Here is a 16,236-nt window from a genome sequence, read left to right on the forward strand (position 1 = left end):
GTATCTGCCTGCCTCATCGGTATTCGCCGACGTCGATGACCGCCTGGGCGAAGGCCTGCGGGGCTTCCTGCGGCAAGTTATGGCCGATCCCGCCAGTGATGATCCGATGGTCGTATCTGCCGGAAAATTTCTTGGCGTAGGCGCTGCTGTCGGGATGGGGTGCGCCATTGGCATCACCCTCGAGAGTGATGGTGGGCACCGTGATCAGGGGACTTTCGGCCAGCCGTTTTTCCAGGCCGTCAAATTCCGGCTCGCCTTGTGCCAGGCCGAGCCTCCAGCGGTAATTGTGGATGACGATGCTGACGTGGTCCGGGTTGTCGAGGCACGCTGCACTGCGATCGAATGTGGCGTCGTCAAAGTCCCATTTCGGCGAGGCGATCCGCCAGATAAGATTCGCGAAGTCCCGCCGGTATCGTTCGTAGCCAGCCCGCCCGCGTTCCGTGGCGAAATAGTATTGGTACCACCATTGAAGCTCTGCTTTCGGCGGCAACGGCATTCTGTTTGCCGCGAGGCTGCCGATCAGATAGCCGCTGACCGAGACAAGGGCTTTGCAACGCTCAGGCCAGAGCGCCGCGACGATGCAGGCCGTGCGCGCGCCCCAGTCATAGCCGGCGATGATCGCATGGCTGATCTTCAGCGCATCCATCAATTCGATGACATCGACAGCCAGAACAGACTGCTGGCCGTTGCGGACCGTCTGACTGGAAAGAAAGTGCGTCGTGCCATGGCCGCGTGCATACGGAATGATCACGCGATAGCCCGCCATCGCCAATAACGGAGCGACTTCGACAAAGCTGTGGATGTCGTAGGGCCAGCCATGAAGGAGGATAACCACGGGACCGTCGGGCGGACCCGCCTCGGCGTAACCGACATTCAGGACGCCAGCGTCGGCTTGCCTGAGCACTGCGAAGGAAGCGGCCGTCGACCGCTCTGTCGTTGCTCCATCCAACCCTGAAACAGGTCGTGCCTGAGCTGTGAGAACTGTCGTGAACTGCGTAGCCGCCAGACCGATTGCCGCGGCGCCGACAAAGGCCCTGCGATATCGATCGATCTCTTTCGGCGGTTCTGTATTTTCCATTATTGCAACCTCTTTTCAGGGCAAGATCGGATGCCGTGCTGTTTGACGCAGCTTTGGCATCACCTTCATTCATCGACTTGGCAATGCCAGGCTGCATGCCCTGGCAATCGTTCAGGACGGCCGGGCGTGAGTGACGCCACCACCTGAAGTCTGACGCCCTTGCTGGGCAACGTAGGGAAGACGATGCTGAGTGGCGCCTCGGCTTCCGCCTTTAGAAATTCGGGGCGTAACCCATCGCCGCGCTTGGCAGCGATCAGGTGGAGGTTCTGCAGCAACGGAAGCATGGATAAACTCCTTCGATATTTGTTCCAGCTCAGGGGTGATAGGACGCGACCGGCCAACTTCGCAGTTAGACGAGACCCTCACGAACCATCGCGGCGCGAACAGCAGGACGGGCCGCAATTCGGGCGCGGAGCGCTTCCAAAGGCGCGGGAACAGGGACTTGGAAGCGGGCGGCCCAGAGCAGCATCACGAAGAGATAGAAATCCGCGACGCTTGGTTTGTCGCCGAACAGATAGTCGGTCCTGAGTTGGTCCGCGAACAGGCCGAGTTGCGTCGTAATCGTCGCGCGCGCTTTGGTCTTTTCGGCATCGCTGCCTTGGTGCCACATGGGTTTGAAGCTTCGGTGTATCTCAGTCGAGACATAGGTCAGCGCTTCGAGAACGCGCGTGCGGCCCAATGGCCCTTCCACGCCAAGTGCCGGGTATTGTGATGCGACCCAATCGAGCACGGCGATGTTTTCTGTCAGCGTTTCCCCGCTATCCAGCACGAGGGCCGGAACATACCCCTTGGGCGTCACCGTGGTGAAATCCTCCCCGGAGCCGGTCCGCTTGGTTTTGAGATTGACAGTTTCGCGCTCGAAGGAAGCACCAGCCTCCTCCAAGGCGATGTGGTCGGCCAGGCTGCAGGCGAGAGGGCTATAGTAGAGTTTCACGGTCTTTCCCTTTCTGGACCCTCGATGACGTTTCGAAAATTTGGCCGTCGTCGGGCGCGAGACTGCTCATCGCGATGCGCCGGTCATCATTGCCGGCGGCATCCACGCCGTCGGCAGCCAACGACGCTCAGAGGACTCGCACTTGGCGGTGGGGATGGCTACGACACCGACAGCTAGGCGCGCCTATGCCGAGGTATGGTCGAGCTGAAACAATTGTTCGTGGTTGCCGCACCCTCAACGCCGAGCCTCTCAGCTCACATCAGGAATGGGTCAGGTGGAACCAGAGTCCCCGCCCTCGTGGACATGGCGTGCTCGACAGTCCGACCAGTCCTTCGTTCGGGAGACCATAGACGAAGGTATTGGAAGCGCGTGCCCTTGGCACGATGGCTCACATCCTGCCTTGGTTGGCATATTTCAAGCTGACATGCGGCGCGAAAACCGAAGCGTGGATTTGCGCGAAGTGCCGCCGACGAAATGAAGCAGTTTTTTCCAAAGCCAGGAGTCATCATCATGCCGGAGATGACCATTATGGGTCCGGCCGATCCGCAGTTGCCTGCGACCGACGCCGTCCATACGGCATCGAGCAAAAAAGCAGACAAAAATGCCGGCGTACCGCAGACCGTCCGCAGGCCGATCCGTCCCAAGGAAGAATCTGGCCGGGGCAACTGGGGCCATTGACCCTGACGGCATTGATTTCAGGACCGGGCGAGGCCTCGGTCTTTCCGCCGTCTCAACCGGCAAACGGTATTCCCAACCCTGGCCAGCACGGTAACCGCGACGAACCCGCTCGCAATCCCGAGTTAGCGGCACGGCTCTGGCGACGATGTGACCCGCTTCGTAAGCATGGACCTCATGTATGGTTGACCAAGCGGACGACAACTCCGGTGTCAAGATGGCCGCCGTCTCGGTCGAGGCCAGCAGCCTCGGCGACCAATTGGCGACCATCCATCTGGGTTTGAAGGCATCGCCGGTCCGCAACTGGCTGCTCTGGACGTCGGTTGGAATCGTGGCAGTCATTAGCGCGACATCGATCGGCCAGGTCGTGCTCAACAGCTGGAACCAGCCCTTCTACGACGCGCTGGCGCGCCGCGACTTGCCGGTTCTCCTATATCAGCTTGTGATCTTTGCCCTTATTGCCGGCAGCCTTCTGGTGCTCAATATTAGCCAGGCCTGGCTTAACCAGATGATCCGGCTGAAGCTGCGCGAGGCGTTGACGCTCGACCTGATCGACCAATGGATGCACCCGGCGTGGGCGTTGCGATTGACAAATGCCGGTGCTATCGGCGTCAATCCCGATCAGCGCATGCAGCAGGACGCCGCGCATCTTTCCGATCTGTCGACGGACCTCGGGATCGGGCTGCTGCAGTCGTTCATCCTGCTGGCGTCTTTTGTTGAGGTGCTCTGGCGGGTTTCTTCTGGCTTCGTCTTCCACATTGGCGGTTATCCCTTGGCGATACCAGGTTACATGGTGTGGGCGGCGCTGCTTTATGCCGGCATAGCATCGTGGCTGAGTTGGCTGGTGGGGCACCCGCTGGTCAATCTCGACGGTGATCGTTACACACGGGAAGCGGAACTTCGCTCCTCCATGGTGCGCATCAACGAAAATGTCGATGCCATCGCGCTCTACCATGGCGAGGCCGACGCGAAGCGACGGCTCGAAATGGACCTCAGTGCGGTGCTGGCAGCGATGCGGCGCATCTACACCGCCCAGATCAACCTGTCATGGGTGACCAACACTTACGGCTGGATTGGCATCGTGGTCCCAATCCTTATCGCGGCACCTGTGTATTTCTCGGGCCAGATAGCTTCGGCGGACTGATGGTGGCAGTCGGCGCGTTTAACCAGATGAATTCTTCGCTGCGCTGGTTCATCAACAACGTCGGCAGCATCGCCGACTGGCGCGCCACGCTGATGCGTGTTGCCGATTTTCGCATCGCGCTGAATAAGACCGACGTGGTGCACGACATGGAAAAGCCCATTGAAGTCGGCGACAATGCCGATGGGCCTGACCAACGAGAAACTTGAGACCTGCTGTCCCGAATAGAAGGGCAAGCAGCCTGTTCTCGCCGCTGGACGAGGTTGTTCCCGGCTCTCCTCACGGATTGCTTTGAGAGTAGGGACAGACGTCAACTTACACGATCTGCTAAATGCTATTGGCCGGGCAACGTCTTTGCTCCTCGGAGCGGAGGAATGCCACTTGGCATGTATGCCGGGGATCGCACATCCCTGACGAACTGTGACCGAGCGCATCGATGTCTTCTACAATCATCGCGCCTGGCCGCCCTAGACTTTAGCATCGACGAACAGGTGCCTGCGTAGAATTGGCGGGTACCTGGGACTGCCCCATTCTCCGCGCACCGGCCACCTCCGTGGCACGGCTGAAGAAGGAGATGAAAATGAGAAATGATGTAACAAGCAACGGGTTGGAATGGACCAACCTTATTCTCGGCGCAGGCTTGGCCTGCGCCGCAATCATGTTCGTCGGGCTACCTGCTGCGGCTTGGGACGCTGGGGTCGTGGGCGCGCTGATTGTGTGCAGCTCTGCCGTGGCCCTCTACCGGTACGGGGACTGGACGGAATGGTCCAACCTCACCTTGGGGTGCTGGGCGGTGGTCGCTCCGTTTCTGCTCGGCTTCGGATCTGCGCAGGGGCCGATGTGGACGCATGTCCTGGTCGGGGTTTGCGTAGCGACAACAGCTGCGGCGCAACTTGTGGCAAGTCGCAGGACGCAAGCTCATTCGAGCTCCAACTAACTCTGTTGTCCGGAGGGCGCCGCGGCGCGGCAACGGGGAGTTTCGGCTTGCCTCCTGTGCCTCGGCGCCTCCAACGCTGCTGCTCGGCTGCTGCGCTCAAACCAGATGGGGCCCTATACTCAGGCTAAGTCTGTCTAAACAAACCTCCATGCCTACATCTCTTGTCGTGTTGCACTGGCCCCAATGCTTCTGTCATGTCAGATATTGAGGAGAAATTGTCGTTTTCCTCAGCCCAGAATTCGTGGTCTCCGGTGCGATGAAAGGAGATTGCGTTCGATCTTGGTTTTAGCGAAGTGACTGTGAAAAAATTCGCGGTCCGTCTCACATCCATTCAACGATTGTCAGCCGCCTCCAACCTATTTCAGTGCCAGTTGAAGATGGCTTCGGCTGCCGGGAAAGCAGTCGCAGAATCGGTAAAAAACGGGGCGCTTTGCGAACTGAGTAGACGCGGCCACGATGACAGGTCGGCCGGGGAAGCGGATCCAGAGGGTCTCAGATGGAACTAACCTCATTGCGGCAGCGCCACGCCATGGCCTGCCGCGATTGGCGTTGGATGCGTTTTGGTTACGCTTTTAACCCATGAGCCATCTGACCTGTTGGTCGTGGTCGCAATTGTCTGCGTCTGCATGGGCTGGAAGGCGGGATCGGATGCCGTAGCAGCCGTGAGCTTGGTGTCAGCGGCGATCTTGCTGTCGCCGGAATACGTCACAGAGAACGGTCTTGCTCGGTTCGCGGCGTTTGTTTCGGGGCGTTTGCACTTTGGCTGGTGGTAAGAATCTTCGGGACCATCAGCTTCTATAACCGGCTTTACCAGAGTGCCGGGTCGGGCATCGCCGATATTCCGGGCATCGCCTGGTCCGCCTGTCCGGACGGACGCCTTCGGTTTCTCACTCCCGCAGCCCTTTGGCGTCACGGTCGAGGAAATGCGCGAGATCATGGATGCCGACGACTTGTCTCGGTGGCGGAGATTTGTCCACCCCGACGATGTCGAGGCGAGCATGGCGCAATGGCGCCACAGCCTAGAGATGCCTCGCGCGATGACCAGGGACGAATCGTCGGCTGGCATGGCCATACCGAGGACATAGACGACCGGCGCAAAGCGGAGACCGCGCTGCGCAGCAGCGAGAGGGAGCTCAGGCTGCTGATCGATACGGTGCCCACGATGATCTGGCTGGTGACGCCGGCGGGATTGCCGTACTATTTCATCAAAACGGTTCGCAGACTGGGCGGGCATCAGTTCAGCCAAGGAGGAATCGCCAGGCAGGCGGCAGTTCGCCTCGCATGTGGAGTTGTTCCATCCGGATGACCAGGCGGGCGTCAAGGCCGTGTTTCAGAAGTCATTTGCCCGGGGAGAGCCACTCCAGCACAAAGGTCGGCTGTGCAGCAAGGATGGCGAATATCGCTGGATGGCGCTTCGAACCGTTGCGCGACGAAGACGGAACAATCCTTCGCTGGTACGGCGTCAATTTCGACATCGACGACGAGGTCCGCGCGCAGGAATCACTGCGTCTAGCGGACGAGCGGCTCGCGCGCGCCCTGTGCGCCGCCAGCGGAGATCATCTCCCGAACCGCACGACACGACTGGGCTGGTCATGAGGGCGGACGCTGGGGATGGCCGCGATATCGGGCTGGTGAGGTGGCGGATGAGGTCGGATTCGTTTAGCATGCCAGCGCCGCTCCGTTTCGCCGCATACAACGACAAGGCCAATGCCAGGCTTCGAAAGCGAAAGCGCCGCGGCTTGCGCCGCCGAGTTGGCCTCGATCACCATAAGGACGAGCCTTTGTCAGCGCGTTGAGTTGTTCGATGTGCATCAAAGTCCTCCGAGATCGCCCTACCTCCTGTCGACCTCACTTTTCGAATGTCGTCAGGTTTGTGTCGTCCGTATCGACGACGAACACGGCAAGCAATCGAGCAGGCTCGGTGGTGCTGGCATTTCCGCTGACGCCGTGATGATCACCGGGGAACTCGGACCAACTGTCGCCAGTCCGATAGGTAGTCACTGGCCCATTATTGACCTGACTGCGGATCGCGCCTTCCAGAACCGTTGCGAAGATAAAGGCCGACTTCGCGTGAGTATGTGACGGGGAGCTGCCGCCGGGCCCATACTCGACCAGCACGGCACGCATGCTCTTGCCGGGCACATTCGGGAGTTGGTGGTCGTAGACCATGGTCACCTTTGCGCCTGAAGAATCGTCGGCCTTGGCCCCGGTTGCAAAAACAGCTGCAAGAGCAGCGGTACAGAGGATGGTCTTAATCATAGTTTGGGTTCCTTGTTTGCGATGAGGTGAAGAAGGGATCGCCGGCCGATGGGAGGGGGCGGCCGGCGATCAGGCTCTTGCCGGGGGGAGCGGCGTGAGCCTATGACCTGATGAAGGCGAGCAGATCAGTTTGACTATGTCGCGCTGGGTCGTGACATGACGTGCGTGCGGAAAACTCTCAGAGACCTTCAGTGTCCCGCGTTTCAGGATCTTTGCGGCCAAAGCATTGACTAGAAAGAAGCGGGGGGTGGTCCTCGCGCTGATCGCGCAAAACCAATTTGCCGTTGCCTCTTCGGCCCCGCATTACGGCCGTTCTGTCGGCTTTTGCCATGTAGCGGCCCTCAGTCAATGTTTCGATGAAACGCGACGCCTGCCAGTCTTTTGGCCACGGGCCGGCGACATATTTCTCGTCTTTGTAGACAAAGAAGACAGAATAGCCGTTTGCGTCCGCTTCCTTTTTTACGCGGTATGTCATTTTATCTGCCTTACACGCTGCTTGAACTTTCGTGCTGAATTGGAAAGCAACTTAATTTGATTGCTCAACGGAGATCGATCTTGATGCCCCCGCTGCGTCGAGCGGCACGCAAATCACAGATCAGTTCCGCTGGAGCTGGGCGTGGCCGAACCAGTCTTCGAAGTCCGTTGCACCTATGCGCGGATGATCGCCTGGCACGAGGGAGCGATCGTTAAGTTCCGTGCCAAAATAGCGTGCCTGGGGATCCGCTGTTACTTTACGCGGATCGTTCGTTGCCTTCAGAAATCTAGCAACGAGGTCGCTCATGCGGATCGGCTCTGGGCCTGCAATCTCGATCACGCCATTGACCGGTGGCGAAAGCGCCACATCCGTCATGATGTCCGCGACGTCGTCAGACGCGATTGGTTGAAAATAGGCATTCGGAACTATCGTGACGTCTCCGACAGTACCCGACTGGGCAATGCCGCTTAGAAATTCGAAAAATTGCGTCGAGTGGACAATCGTGTATGGGATTGCGGAGCCTCGGATCAGCCTTTCCTGGGCCATCTTGGCGCGCATGTAGCCGCTATCAGGCAGACGCTCGGCGCCCACGATCGAAAGGGCGATGTGGTGCTTCACGCCGGCGGTTTTTTCTGCTGCGAGCAAGTTCCGGCCAGAGGTCTCGAAGAACTCCAGAACGGCCTTGTCCTCGAAAGAGGGCGAATTCGCCAGGTCGATGACGACCTGCGCTCCCGCAAGCGCTTCGGAGAGACCCTCGCCGGTGATCGTGTTGACGCCGCCGTTAGGTGACGCTGCGAGCACATCATGGCCCTTCTTACGCAGCCTCTCGACTGTCTTCGAGCCGATCAGTCCGGTTCCACCAATAACAACGATCTTCATGACGTACTTCCTCGGTCCGTGATTCAGGTTCGATTTTCTGATCAAGCGGCCAATTGGCCGGCGCATCGCTTGTCTACGTTCGAGACAGTGCACCGGGGCTGCCGGTCCAGGCTATCGACCGGAAGCATCTGTCATGCGATGCGAAGGTCTAGGACGAATGCATCCGTCGAATGGGGATTCTAGTCAGCAGGGACACAGCGACTTGAGGTACTAGCTAAGCCGGCATGCCACCCGGGAGCGGTCAGGGGCCATCACCATCAAGGTCGGCTGAGAGGCAGCTTCGGCCAGCGGCAAATTGCTCTTCGACCGCACTGAGGCGCATTCCGATCAGGCAGCTTTGGGGCCGTGTATGGACGGCTCTCCGTTGGCAAGGGATTTGTGAGCTTTTGCAGTTGCTGGTTGGTGCGGCCATGTATCCGACCTGTAGGTGCGGCCTTTCATGTGCCGCTGGCCATAATGCCATTCGCGCGTCTCAGGTCCCGATCGAAAGCTCGCACTTATGGTGCACGGCCCCAGTGGGTTTTCCCGATCCGGCGGTTTCAACCGGCTTTGTGCATTAGCTCCTGTCCGCCCTTTCCAACCTCGTCGGCGATAGCACGCCTTGTTTCGTTCTACGCGATGACCGGCTCCCTGTAGCGCTCGCCGCCGGTCATCAATGCCCAGACCATGCGGGCTGTCTTGTTAGCCAGCGCAACCGCCGCGACCTTGGTCGTTCGTCGTGCCATCAACTGCACGAGCCAGGGGCGCCTGGTCCCGTTCCGCTCCGCGTAGCGGATGACGGCCATCGCCCCGACGACGAGCAGCTGGCGCAGGTAGCGATTACCTGCCTTGGAGATGCTGCCGAGCTTCTCCTTACCCCCGCTCGAGTTTTGCTTCGGCACGAGCCCGATCCAAGCCGAGAGGCATCGCCCCGACTTGAATGCGTGCGGATCGGCGACGGTCGCCACGAACGCACTCGCCAGCAGCGGGCCAACGCCCGGAATCTCCATCAACCTGCGACCCAGTTCAGTCTCTCGCGCACTCGCACGGACCCGGCGATCATTTTCGAGGATCTGTTCCTTCACGACACGAAGCTGTGCTTCAAGCATCCTCAGGCAAAGCCGTGCGTCGGCCGGTATCCTGGCATCGTTCTCGTCGTTGATGACCACGAGAAGTTGCTCAATTCCATTACGCCCGATCGGCGCCACGACCCCGAACTCGGATAGGTGCGCCCGCAACGCGTTCGATATCTGTGTGCGCTGGCGATTGAGCATCAAACGAACCCGGTGCAGCATCATCACACTCTGCTGCTCGGGCGACTTCACCGGTACGAAGCGCATCGTCGGTCGTGTCACGGCCTCGCAGATCGCCTCTGCATCTGCAGCATCATTCTTCTGTCGCTTCAGATACGGCTTCACATACTGTGCCGGCAGCAGCCGCACATCGTGGCCACGTGCGATTAGCTCGCGAGCCCAATAATGCGACGAACTGCACGCCTCGATCCCGACAAGGCATCGCGGCAAGCTCTCAAAGAACGGCAGCACACGCCCACGCGTCAACTTCCTGCGAACTGCGACCTCACCAGCCGCATCCACGCCGTGGACTTGAAACACGGACTTCGCAATATCCAGACCGATTGTCGTAACGTTGCTCATCATAGCGCTCCTCCAGCTCTAATCCCGCGATGATACCGCAGGAGGCAGGAGAGCCGTCCACCGCATCAGAAGCGGACTTGCGGCTTGGAATGTGAGAAGCGGACGTTCACGCGCCCCCATGCATCGACGCGATCTGACCCAAGCCGGTCATTCCCCGGGTCAACATGGACGTCGCGGAACGGCGGGAAGCCGTCATTCAGACAGTTCAGTTAGCGATGGCTTCGGCAGCATCACTTCGGCCAGTGCCGTGCACCGGCACGCTTTTGAGTACGAGCGGCGCTGAGCACTTGAGCACCCATTCGTTCGCATCAGTGCTAATCCGTTGCAGCAATAAACCCGGTCCAGATGGGGATGAACTCGTTTCCAATCGACCGATAATGCCCCTGACCGCTAACGACGAAATTTTGCCGGTCCGCATCTCTCCCACCGGAGCGCGCGTGGTGGTACTCAATCACGAAACCGCAGTGCGAGACTAAGCGCTGTTTGATGCGCGGGGTAGCTGTCATATCAGTTGCGCCGGATCACTCGGTGCGCAGGGCTTCGATAGGCTGGAGCCGTGCAGCCTTGCGGGCGGGATAATAACCGAAGAAGACGCCCACGCAGGCGGCGAAGCTGACGGCAAGCAGCACCGCGCTGAGATCGATGACGACCGGCCATTGAGCGAATGTGCCAATGGCAGCCGCCGCCATGATCCCGATGGATACACCGAGGATGCCACCCATCAAAGCAAGGGTGATGGCCTCGACGAGGAACTGAGTAAGGATATCTCTCTGGCGCGCGCCCACCGCGAGCCGCAGCCCGATCTCGCGGGTGCGCTCCGTAACCGTCACAAGCATGATGTTCATGATACCGATGCCGCCCACCACCAGAGACACCGACGCGACCGTCAAAAGAAGCAGTGACACCGCGCGCGTGGCCGTTTCCTCAACCTCCGCCGCCTCGGCCAGATTGCTCACCATGATGGTTTCTTCCTGGCCCGGCTGCAGCCGGTGCCGCTGACGCAACAGGTCATGAACGGCCGCCATGGTGTCCTCGGCCGACACGCCCTCTGCGAACTTGACCGTGATATTGTGGACTTGCCAAGGATTGGCGCGGCTGGTGCCAACGAATTGACGCCGAGCTGCCGTTATTGGAACCAGCGCAACATCATCCTGGTCGTCGCCCCACACGCTCTGGCCCTTGCGCTCGAGCACACCGATGACGGTGAACGGCACATCGCGTATGCGCAACAGGGCCCCAACGGGGTCGGCATGGCCGAACAGCTTCTCCCGCATTGTGGTCCCAAGAAGCACCACGTTGGCGGCGCGCCTGTCATCTTCCCATATCATTTCACGCCCGGCCATGACGGCCCATTCGCGCGCGATGAAATAGCTTGGAGTGACACCGCGAAGAACACCCTGCCAGTTCGAGTTCCCGACCGTAAACTGAGCCCGGCTGTAAAGGAGCGGCACCGCAACAATGACGCCCGGGATCTCCGATTCGATCGCCACCGCATCGCCTTCGCTCAGGCGCGGAGCGGCACCACTGCCAAGCTGAACGCTGCCCATGCGTGCGCTGCCTGGAGTGACGCTGATAAGATTGGTGCCGAGGCTGCGAATCTGAGCCGCGACGCGTTCGCGAGCGCCATTGCCGATGGACATCATTACCACTACAGCGGCGACACCGATGATGATGCCCAGCATGGTAAGGGCGCTGCGCAGGCGGTGGGCGCGCATCGATCGCAAAGCCGCTCTCGCGCTACTGGGCATTGTAGACCAGCGACAGACGGCCTTGGGAGCCCGAATGCCATGCGTGCTGCGTAGCAGGATGGTCGGCCACCATGCGCCCGTCGCGGAAGGTCACGATGCGACCGGCATTGGCGGCAACCTCCGGTTCGTGTGTCACCAGCACAATGGTGAGCCCTTCACCATTGAGACGGCGGAAAATCGCCATGATCTCTTGCCCGGTCTGACTGTCGAGCGCTCCGGTTGGCTCGTCGGCAAGCAGGACCAAAGGCTCGGTGACCAAAGCGCGGGCAATGGCAACGCGCTGCTGCTGTCCGCCTGACAACTCCGCCGGTGTATGGCTCGCTCGGTCGGCCAGGCCGAACTTTTCGAGCAACGAGAGAGCGCGGCGACGGCGCTCGGCGGCGCGCATGCGACGATAGACGAGCGGCAGTTCAACATTTTCCAGCGCACTGGTGCGCGGCAGTAGGTTGAAAGACTGAAATACGAAACCAATGCTGCGGTTGCGGATTGTCGCGAGCGCATCCTGGCGGAGGCGGCCGACATCAATGCCGTCAAGCCGATAACTGCCTTCGGCTGGCCTGTCGAGGCACCCCAAAATGTTCATGAACGTGGACTTGCCGGAACCTGAAGCTCCCATCACGGCGACGAAATCGCCCTGTTCAATGTTCAGGCTAATGCCGTCGAGCGCCCACACCAGTCCGCCGCCGATGCGATAGCTGTGACGCAGAGCCTCGACCGCGATCAGGACCATCCCCGGTGCCTCACTGCAGCCGGAAGCGAACCAGGACCGAAGAGGCCTCGGCATCCCGTCCTGGTGACGCGGCGAACCCGGTAATGACCGGCTGCCCCTCGGCCAGCTCTCCAGCCAGAATCTCGCTCATTCGGCCGTCGCTGATCCCGATTCGAAGCGCAACCGGTGCCGGCCTGCCGTCCCGTCCCAGTACAAAGACTTGCCCAATCGATCCCGACTCCATGCCGTTCTCAACCGATTTTAATAGGGGAGTCTCATTCAGACGGGCCTCCTCTAGGGCGTCGCCCTGTGGCCGGAAGCGCAGAGCGGCGTTTGGCACTTTCAAGGTGTCTTTCCGCTGTGCCACCACCACCTGCAAATTAGCAGTCATACCGGGCAGCAGTAGCTCGTCGGGATTTTCGGCAGCGATCACCACTACGTAGGTGACGACGTTCTGCACGATCTGCGGTGCTTTGCGGATCTGCTTTACGGTGCCGGCGAAGACGCGCTCGGGATAGGCATCGACTGTAAAGGTGACCGGCTGCCCTATCGAGAAGCGGCTGATATCAGCCTCCACCACTGAGGCTTCGACCTGCATTTGCGCGAGGTTCTGTGCGATCGTGAACAGGACCGGGCTTTGGAGGCTGGCCGCCAACGTCTGGCCACCGCTGACGGCTCGGTTGACCACCGTACCGGTGACTGGCGAACGGATATAGGTACGCTCAAGATCGATCTGCACCTGACGCAGGATTGCCTGCNATTGCCTGCTTCTGCTTCACCTGCGCCAAAGTGTTCGCAAGCTGCCCCTCTGCCATGTGGAGCGCCGCCTGAGCCGCGCGGACCGACGCTTCCCGCGACAGCTCATCCGCACGGGCCGCAGTTGCCTGCGCCTCGGCCGATCTGTAGGCGTTCTCAGCATGCTCCAACTCGCCGGATGCGATGACCTTGCGTTGAGCGAGGGGGCGCTTGCGTTCCATATCCTGTGCCGCACCGTCAAGCCCAACTTGGGCGCGCAGGCTTTCAGCCTTCGCGGAGGTGCGCCTTGCCTCAGCAGTTTCCACCTCAGCAAATGCCTGCTCAACCTGCGCTCGCTGCACCAGTACAAGCGACTCGGCCATCTCAAGCTCGGCTTGGGCCTGCGCCACCTTTGCCTCGTATATTTCTGGCTCCACCCGAGCGATGACCTGGCCCTCCCTCACACTGGAGTTGAAATCGACATAAAGCTCTTTGACCAGGCCGGATACTTGCGAGCCCACCTCGACCAGAACCAGCGCGTTCAGCGTGCCAGCTGCCTGCAGGGTTGTAACAATGTCGCCCCGCTCCACGGCTGCTGTGCGGTAGGAGTGTGCGTTCACATCGCCGGAGGAGGAAGACAAAAAAGCTGCCAGCCGATCAAGCCCTGATGGCAACTGGCCGAGCACCGAGGACGGCGACGGCGACGCTTGGCTCGATGGTATCGCGGCCGCGCCCAGGAACGCCGTTGCTAGCAACACAATGCGGGTCATCTTCAGAACCAATTAGAGACGCAGAGTTGATCGGCCAACAGGCGAAGCGTGGGTCGATGCTCCCGCCTGCTCCCATGTGTGGCCATTGAGGTGCCGCCATGGGGCGGCACCTCAAAGGGGCCCGTTACTACTTGCAATGCCCCGGATTGCCCGTGCACGTGGTGACGGGATCGTTGCCGAGATTGCCTTGGCCGGTGGTCGTATCCTGCGTTGCCGTTCCGTTGGCGTTGCCATTCACATCCTTAGTGGTTTCAGGGTAAACGCAGATAGAGTTCGGGCCGTCTTTAGTGTACGTTCCGCCGGCGGCTTCGCAGTCCGCTGACGACCCAGAGGCGAAAGCGGCACCCGTCCCGAGCACAAATGCACTGCCCATGAATGCGGCCGCAGCCGCCAAGATCAACCAATGTCTGGACATGAGATCCTCCCTTCGTTTTGCCGGAGCCAAAGTTACACAACGCGCTGCACAGACCACCTCTGGCACCAGCCCGCAGCGCAAGGTAAGGATTGCCCGCCGATCTTTGATCAGCCGGTCAGTGGAAGCCTGGATCTTTTAGATTGACGAATGCGAGGCAGCCGGCAACGGCGCTCTGCCACCGCGCTTCCGAAAGACGCTTCTGCATGTTTCTGTTTCTCGGCAGCGCTGCAAGCGATAGCAATGCGACGCGACGTAACCGTCTGCATTGCTTAGATTCCCCATTGCCAACCAACTGGCAAGTCGGTCATTAGACCCAAGCTTCTCACCAAAGATAAAGTATTAACTACTTATCGCACCTATTGCAACCGATATTTCAAATTTTAACAGAACAGTGTTATGAGATAACGATATATAACTTATGGCTATACTCGTACGCCTTATGGCAGACTCGTATGTCTTATGGCGTAGACTCGCGCGCTAAAGAACTGGTTACTTCCCCCTTTTTATTCCGCCTGCGCAAAACGCAAGCCGCCATCCCGGTTGGCACCAGCTCGCGAATGCCATGTAGCTGGGCCATCACAGTCGATGCGCGTAGCCCCTAACGTGGCTTGGCGATATCGTCCGGGAGCGCAAGCGATTGAAGTGAGATGAGCTTGTCCATCTCACCGACATCCACAGGAAGCGTCGCCGGTCCCTCGCCGCAGGCAAGGTTGAGCGAAGGGCCCTCCGCGCTGTCGAGGCCGGCGATCTGCCCGGATACAGCCTCAGGCAAACACGCGCGGCCGATGGCCGCTGTCGCTGTCAAACGGACCTTAGGCGCGTTCATAGGAAGGTCGGTTCCTGGCGCAACTACGCCCTCAAGCGCGGTCGCCGGTAATGTCCGCTGTAAGGCGGTGGCACATCTAACTTTAATGGCCGACATGAGGCGCAAAGCTGCCGTCCAAATCGCGGCAAACGTCGGTTCTTTGGGTCAAGCTCTCACCTTCCAAATGCGTACTCTCGTCGCGGGTGTCTCCGACTGGAGGACAGCAAGGAGGGAGCATCGCTGCGGCCGATCGGACGAGCGGTGTTGGACTACCTTGCAACAATTGAGGCAGTGGAAGACTGCCCGACCGTGCTCGTACAGGTGCGCGACGGGCAGGTGTTTGGCGGAATGGCTAGGGTTGGGAGAGGATTGCAAAGAATGCGAAACTTGAAGATGTATCGCCCAAACCCTGCGGCATTCCTTCGCCTCGGTAGCCGCAGAGTTCGGCTATACCGAGCCCACGATCGCAGCGATCTTGGGACATGCGGCGGGCTCGATCACGAGCCGGGTCGATGTTCCTATCGACACGACAGAGGTCAGCCGTGCGCCAGAAGTAGCCTTTCGGACGTGCATCTCGGAACGACCGGAACGGGCCGAGAGCTGATCGGCAGCTTGGTCGAAGACATTGCGCTCGGGAACGCGATTTCCCTGCCGCTATGGAGCGACATCGGCAGCGAGGACTTGCAGCGAACCAGATACTGCCGACCAGATCATTATGAGCAACTGAGTGCTAATGCCTCTATCCGCTTGGGATTGATACCGACTCGGGTGCACGACTCTAGAAGTGAGCGTTAAGTTTGTTGCGCCACGCGCGTCCCTGGCGCCACAGTTCATGAATCAGCCACCCCAAATACACGAGGCGGCGCCTCAGATGTTGGCCAGCGTAGCCCGCATCGCGATAGTCTGTAATGTAAGTATTGGCACCGCGAGGCGTGGATGCCGCTTCAACCTCATGGCCCTTGCTTTGTAATTTTTTGACAGTGCTCGCTCTGATGTAATGTGAGCCACCGATGACTACAATTTTCATATCGAGTCTCCAAAT

17 protein-coding genes and 2 pseudogenes are annotated in these 16,236 nt (G+C 59.8%); 5 read left to right on the forward strand and 14 right to left on the reverse strand.

Annotated features, from left to right (window positions below; all coding sequences use genetic code 11):
* Positions 1–13: 13 nt before the first annotated feature.
* The 3 genes from X744_RS159020 to X744_RS159010 form a co-directional block, all read right to left on the reverse strand.
* Entirely contained in the window at positions 14–1,078 is a 1,065-nt protein-coding gene (locus tag X744_RS159020) for an alpha/beta hydrolase (RefSeq protein ID WP_023758791.1), read from the reverse strand.
* 65 nt (positions 1,079–1,143) lie between these two features.
* On the reverse strand, positions 1,144–1,362 hold the full coding sequence (locus tag X744_RS159015) for a hypothetical protein (RefSeq protein WP_023758792.1): 219 nt from the start codon (positions 1,360–1,362) through the stop codon (positions 1,144–1,146).
* 65 nt (positions 1,363–1,427) lie between these two features.
* Positions 1,428–2,012 carry a glutathione binding-like protein gene (locus X744_RS159010; RefSeq protein ID WP_023758793.1) on the reverse strand — a complete coding sequence of 195 codons (585 nt, stop codon included), beginning with the start codon at positions 2,010–2,012 and terminating at the stop codon, positions 1,428–1,430.
* A gap of 510 nt (positions 2,013–2,522) precedes the next feature.
* On the opposite strand from X744_RS159010, the gene X744_RS159005 reads away from it, so the two are divergent.
* From X744_RS159005 to X744_RS159000, 3 genes and pseudogenes are all read left to right on the forward strand, one after another.
* Entirely contained in the window at positions 2,523–2,690 is a 168-nt protein-coding gene (locus X744_RS159005) for a hypothetical protein (RefSeq protein ID WP_156938526.1), read from the forward strand.
* Between the two features lie 178 nt (positions 2,691–2,868).
* Positions 2,869–4,038, forward strand: a pseudogene (locus X744_RS19750) (SbmA/BacA-like family transporter); the annotation flags it as partial.
* Between the two features lie 448 nt (positions 4,039–4,486).
* A complete protein-coding gene (locus X744_RS159000) occupies positions 4,487–4,765 on the forward strand; it encodes an SPW repeat protein (RefSeq protein ID WP_245266580.1) in 279 nt (92 codons plus the stop codon).
* Between the two features lie 508 nt (positions 4,766–5,273).
* Here the strand turns inward: X744_RS159000 and X744_RS1000000175060 are convergent.
* Positions 5,274–6,011, reverse strand: a complete 738-nt coding sequence (locus tag X744_RS1000000175060; protein ID WP_245266555.1) for a hypothetical protein — start codon at positions 6,009–6,011, stop codon at positions 5,274–5,276.
* Between X744_RS1000000175060 and X744_RS1000000175065 the strand changes: the two are divergent.
* Both X744_RS1000000175065 and X744_RS1000000175070 read left to right on the forward strand, forming a co-directional pair.
* Positions 5,998–6,150, forward strand: a pseudogene (locus X744_RS1000000175065) (hypothetical protein); the annotation flags it as partial. The gene X744_RS1000000175060 and the pseudogene X744_RS1000000175065 sit on opposite strands and share 14 nt — an antisense overlap.
* A gap of 4 nt (positions 6,151–6,154) precedes the next feature.
* Entirely contained in the window at positions 6,155–6,361 is a 207-nt protein-coding gene (locus X744_RS1000000175070; RefSeq protein WP_023758800.1) for a hypothetical protein, read from the forward strand.
* A gap of 252 nt (positions 6,362–6,613) precedes the next feature.
* On the opposite strand, the gene X744_RS158985 is transcribed toward X744_RS1000000175070, so the two are convergent.
* The 10 genes from X744_RS158985 to X744_RS0136650 all read right to left on the reverse strand — a co-directional run bounded on the left by X744_RS158985 (position 6,614) and on the right by X744_RS0136650 (position 16,221).
* Entirely contained in the window at positions 6,614–7,024 is a 411-nt protein-coding gene (locus X744_RS158985; protein WP_023758802.1) for a cupin domain-containing protein, read from the reverse strand.
* A gap of 178 nt (positions 7,025–7,202) precedes the next feature.
* On the reverse strand, positions 7,203–7,499 hold the full coding sequence (locus tag X744_RS158980) for a hypothetical protein (protein WP_023758803.1): 297 nt from the start codon (positions 7,497–7,499) through the stop codon (positions 7,203–7,205).
* Between the two features lie 120 nt (positions 7,500–7,619).
* Positions 7,620–8,378 carry an SDR family oxidoreductase gene (locus tag X744_RS158975; protein ID WP_023758804.1) on the reverse strand — a complete coding sequence of 253 codons (759 nt, stop codon included), beginning with the start codon at positions 8,376–8,378 and terminating at the stop codon, positions 7,620–7,622.
* A 611-nt stretch (positions 8,379–8,989) separates the two neighbouring features.
* Positions 8,990–10,012, reverse strand: a complete 1,023-nt coding sequence (locus X744_RS158970; protein ID WP_084025370.1) for an IS110 family transposase — start codon at positions 10,010–10,012, stop codon at positions 8,990–8,992.
* A 521-nt stretch (positions 10,013–10,533) separates the two neighbouring features.
* Positions 10,534–11,694 carry an ABC transporter permease gene (locus X744_RS158965; RefSeq protein WP_245266557.1) on the reverse strand — a complete coding sequence of 387 codons (1,161 nt, stop codon included), beginning with the start codon at positions 11,692–11,694 and terminating at the stop codon, positions 10,534–10,536.
* A gap of 55 nt (positions 11,695–11,749) precedes the next feature.
* Positions 11,750–12,490 (reverse strand): ABC transporter ATP-binding protein, encoded by a 741-nt coding sequence (locus X744_RS158960; RefSeq protein ID WP_023758807.1) that lies wholly within the window; start codon positions 12,488–12,490, stop codon positions 11,750–11,752.
* Between the two features lie 10 nt (positions 12,491–12,500).
* On the reverse strand, positions 12,501–13,208 hold the full coding sequence (locus tag X744_RS1000000170955; protein WP_023758808.1) for an efflux RND transporter periplasmic adaptor subunit: 708 nt from the start codon (positions 13,206–13,208) through the stop codon (positions 12,501–12,503).
* Complete coding sequence (locus X744_RS1000000170960; RefSeq protein ID WP_023758809.1) at positions 13,192–13,974, reverse strand: biotin/lipoyl-binding protein; 783 nt, start codon at positions 13,972–13,974, stop codon at positions 13,192–13,194. Before X744_RS1000000170960 ends, X744_RS1000000170955 begins: the two co-directional genes overlap by 17 nt.
* 127 nt (positions 13,975–14,101) lie before the next feature.
* Positions 14,102–14,389 carry a hypothetical protein gene (locus tag X744_RS0136645; protein ID WP_031260080.1) on the reverse strand — a complete coding sequence of 96 codons (288 nt, stop codon included), beginning with the start codon at positions 14,387–14,389 and terminating at the stop codon, positions 14,102–14,104.
* A gap of 1,583 nt (positions 14,390–15,972) precedes the next feature.
* The gene (locus X744_RS0136650) at positions 15,973–16,221 is read right to left on the reverse strand and encodes a hypothetical protein (protein WP_031260082.1); all 249 of its coding nucleotides are present in this window, start codon (positions 16,219–16,221) and stop codon (positions 15,973–15,975) included.
* Between the last annotated feature and the right edge of the window lie 15 nt (positions 16,222–16,236).

The organism is Mesorhizobium sp. LNHC252B00 (genome assembly GCF_000502955.1).
Lineage (GTDB): Bacteria > Pseudomonadota > Alphaproteobacteria > Rhizobiales > Rhizobiaceae > Mesorhizobium.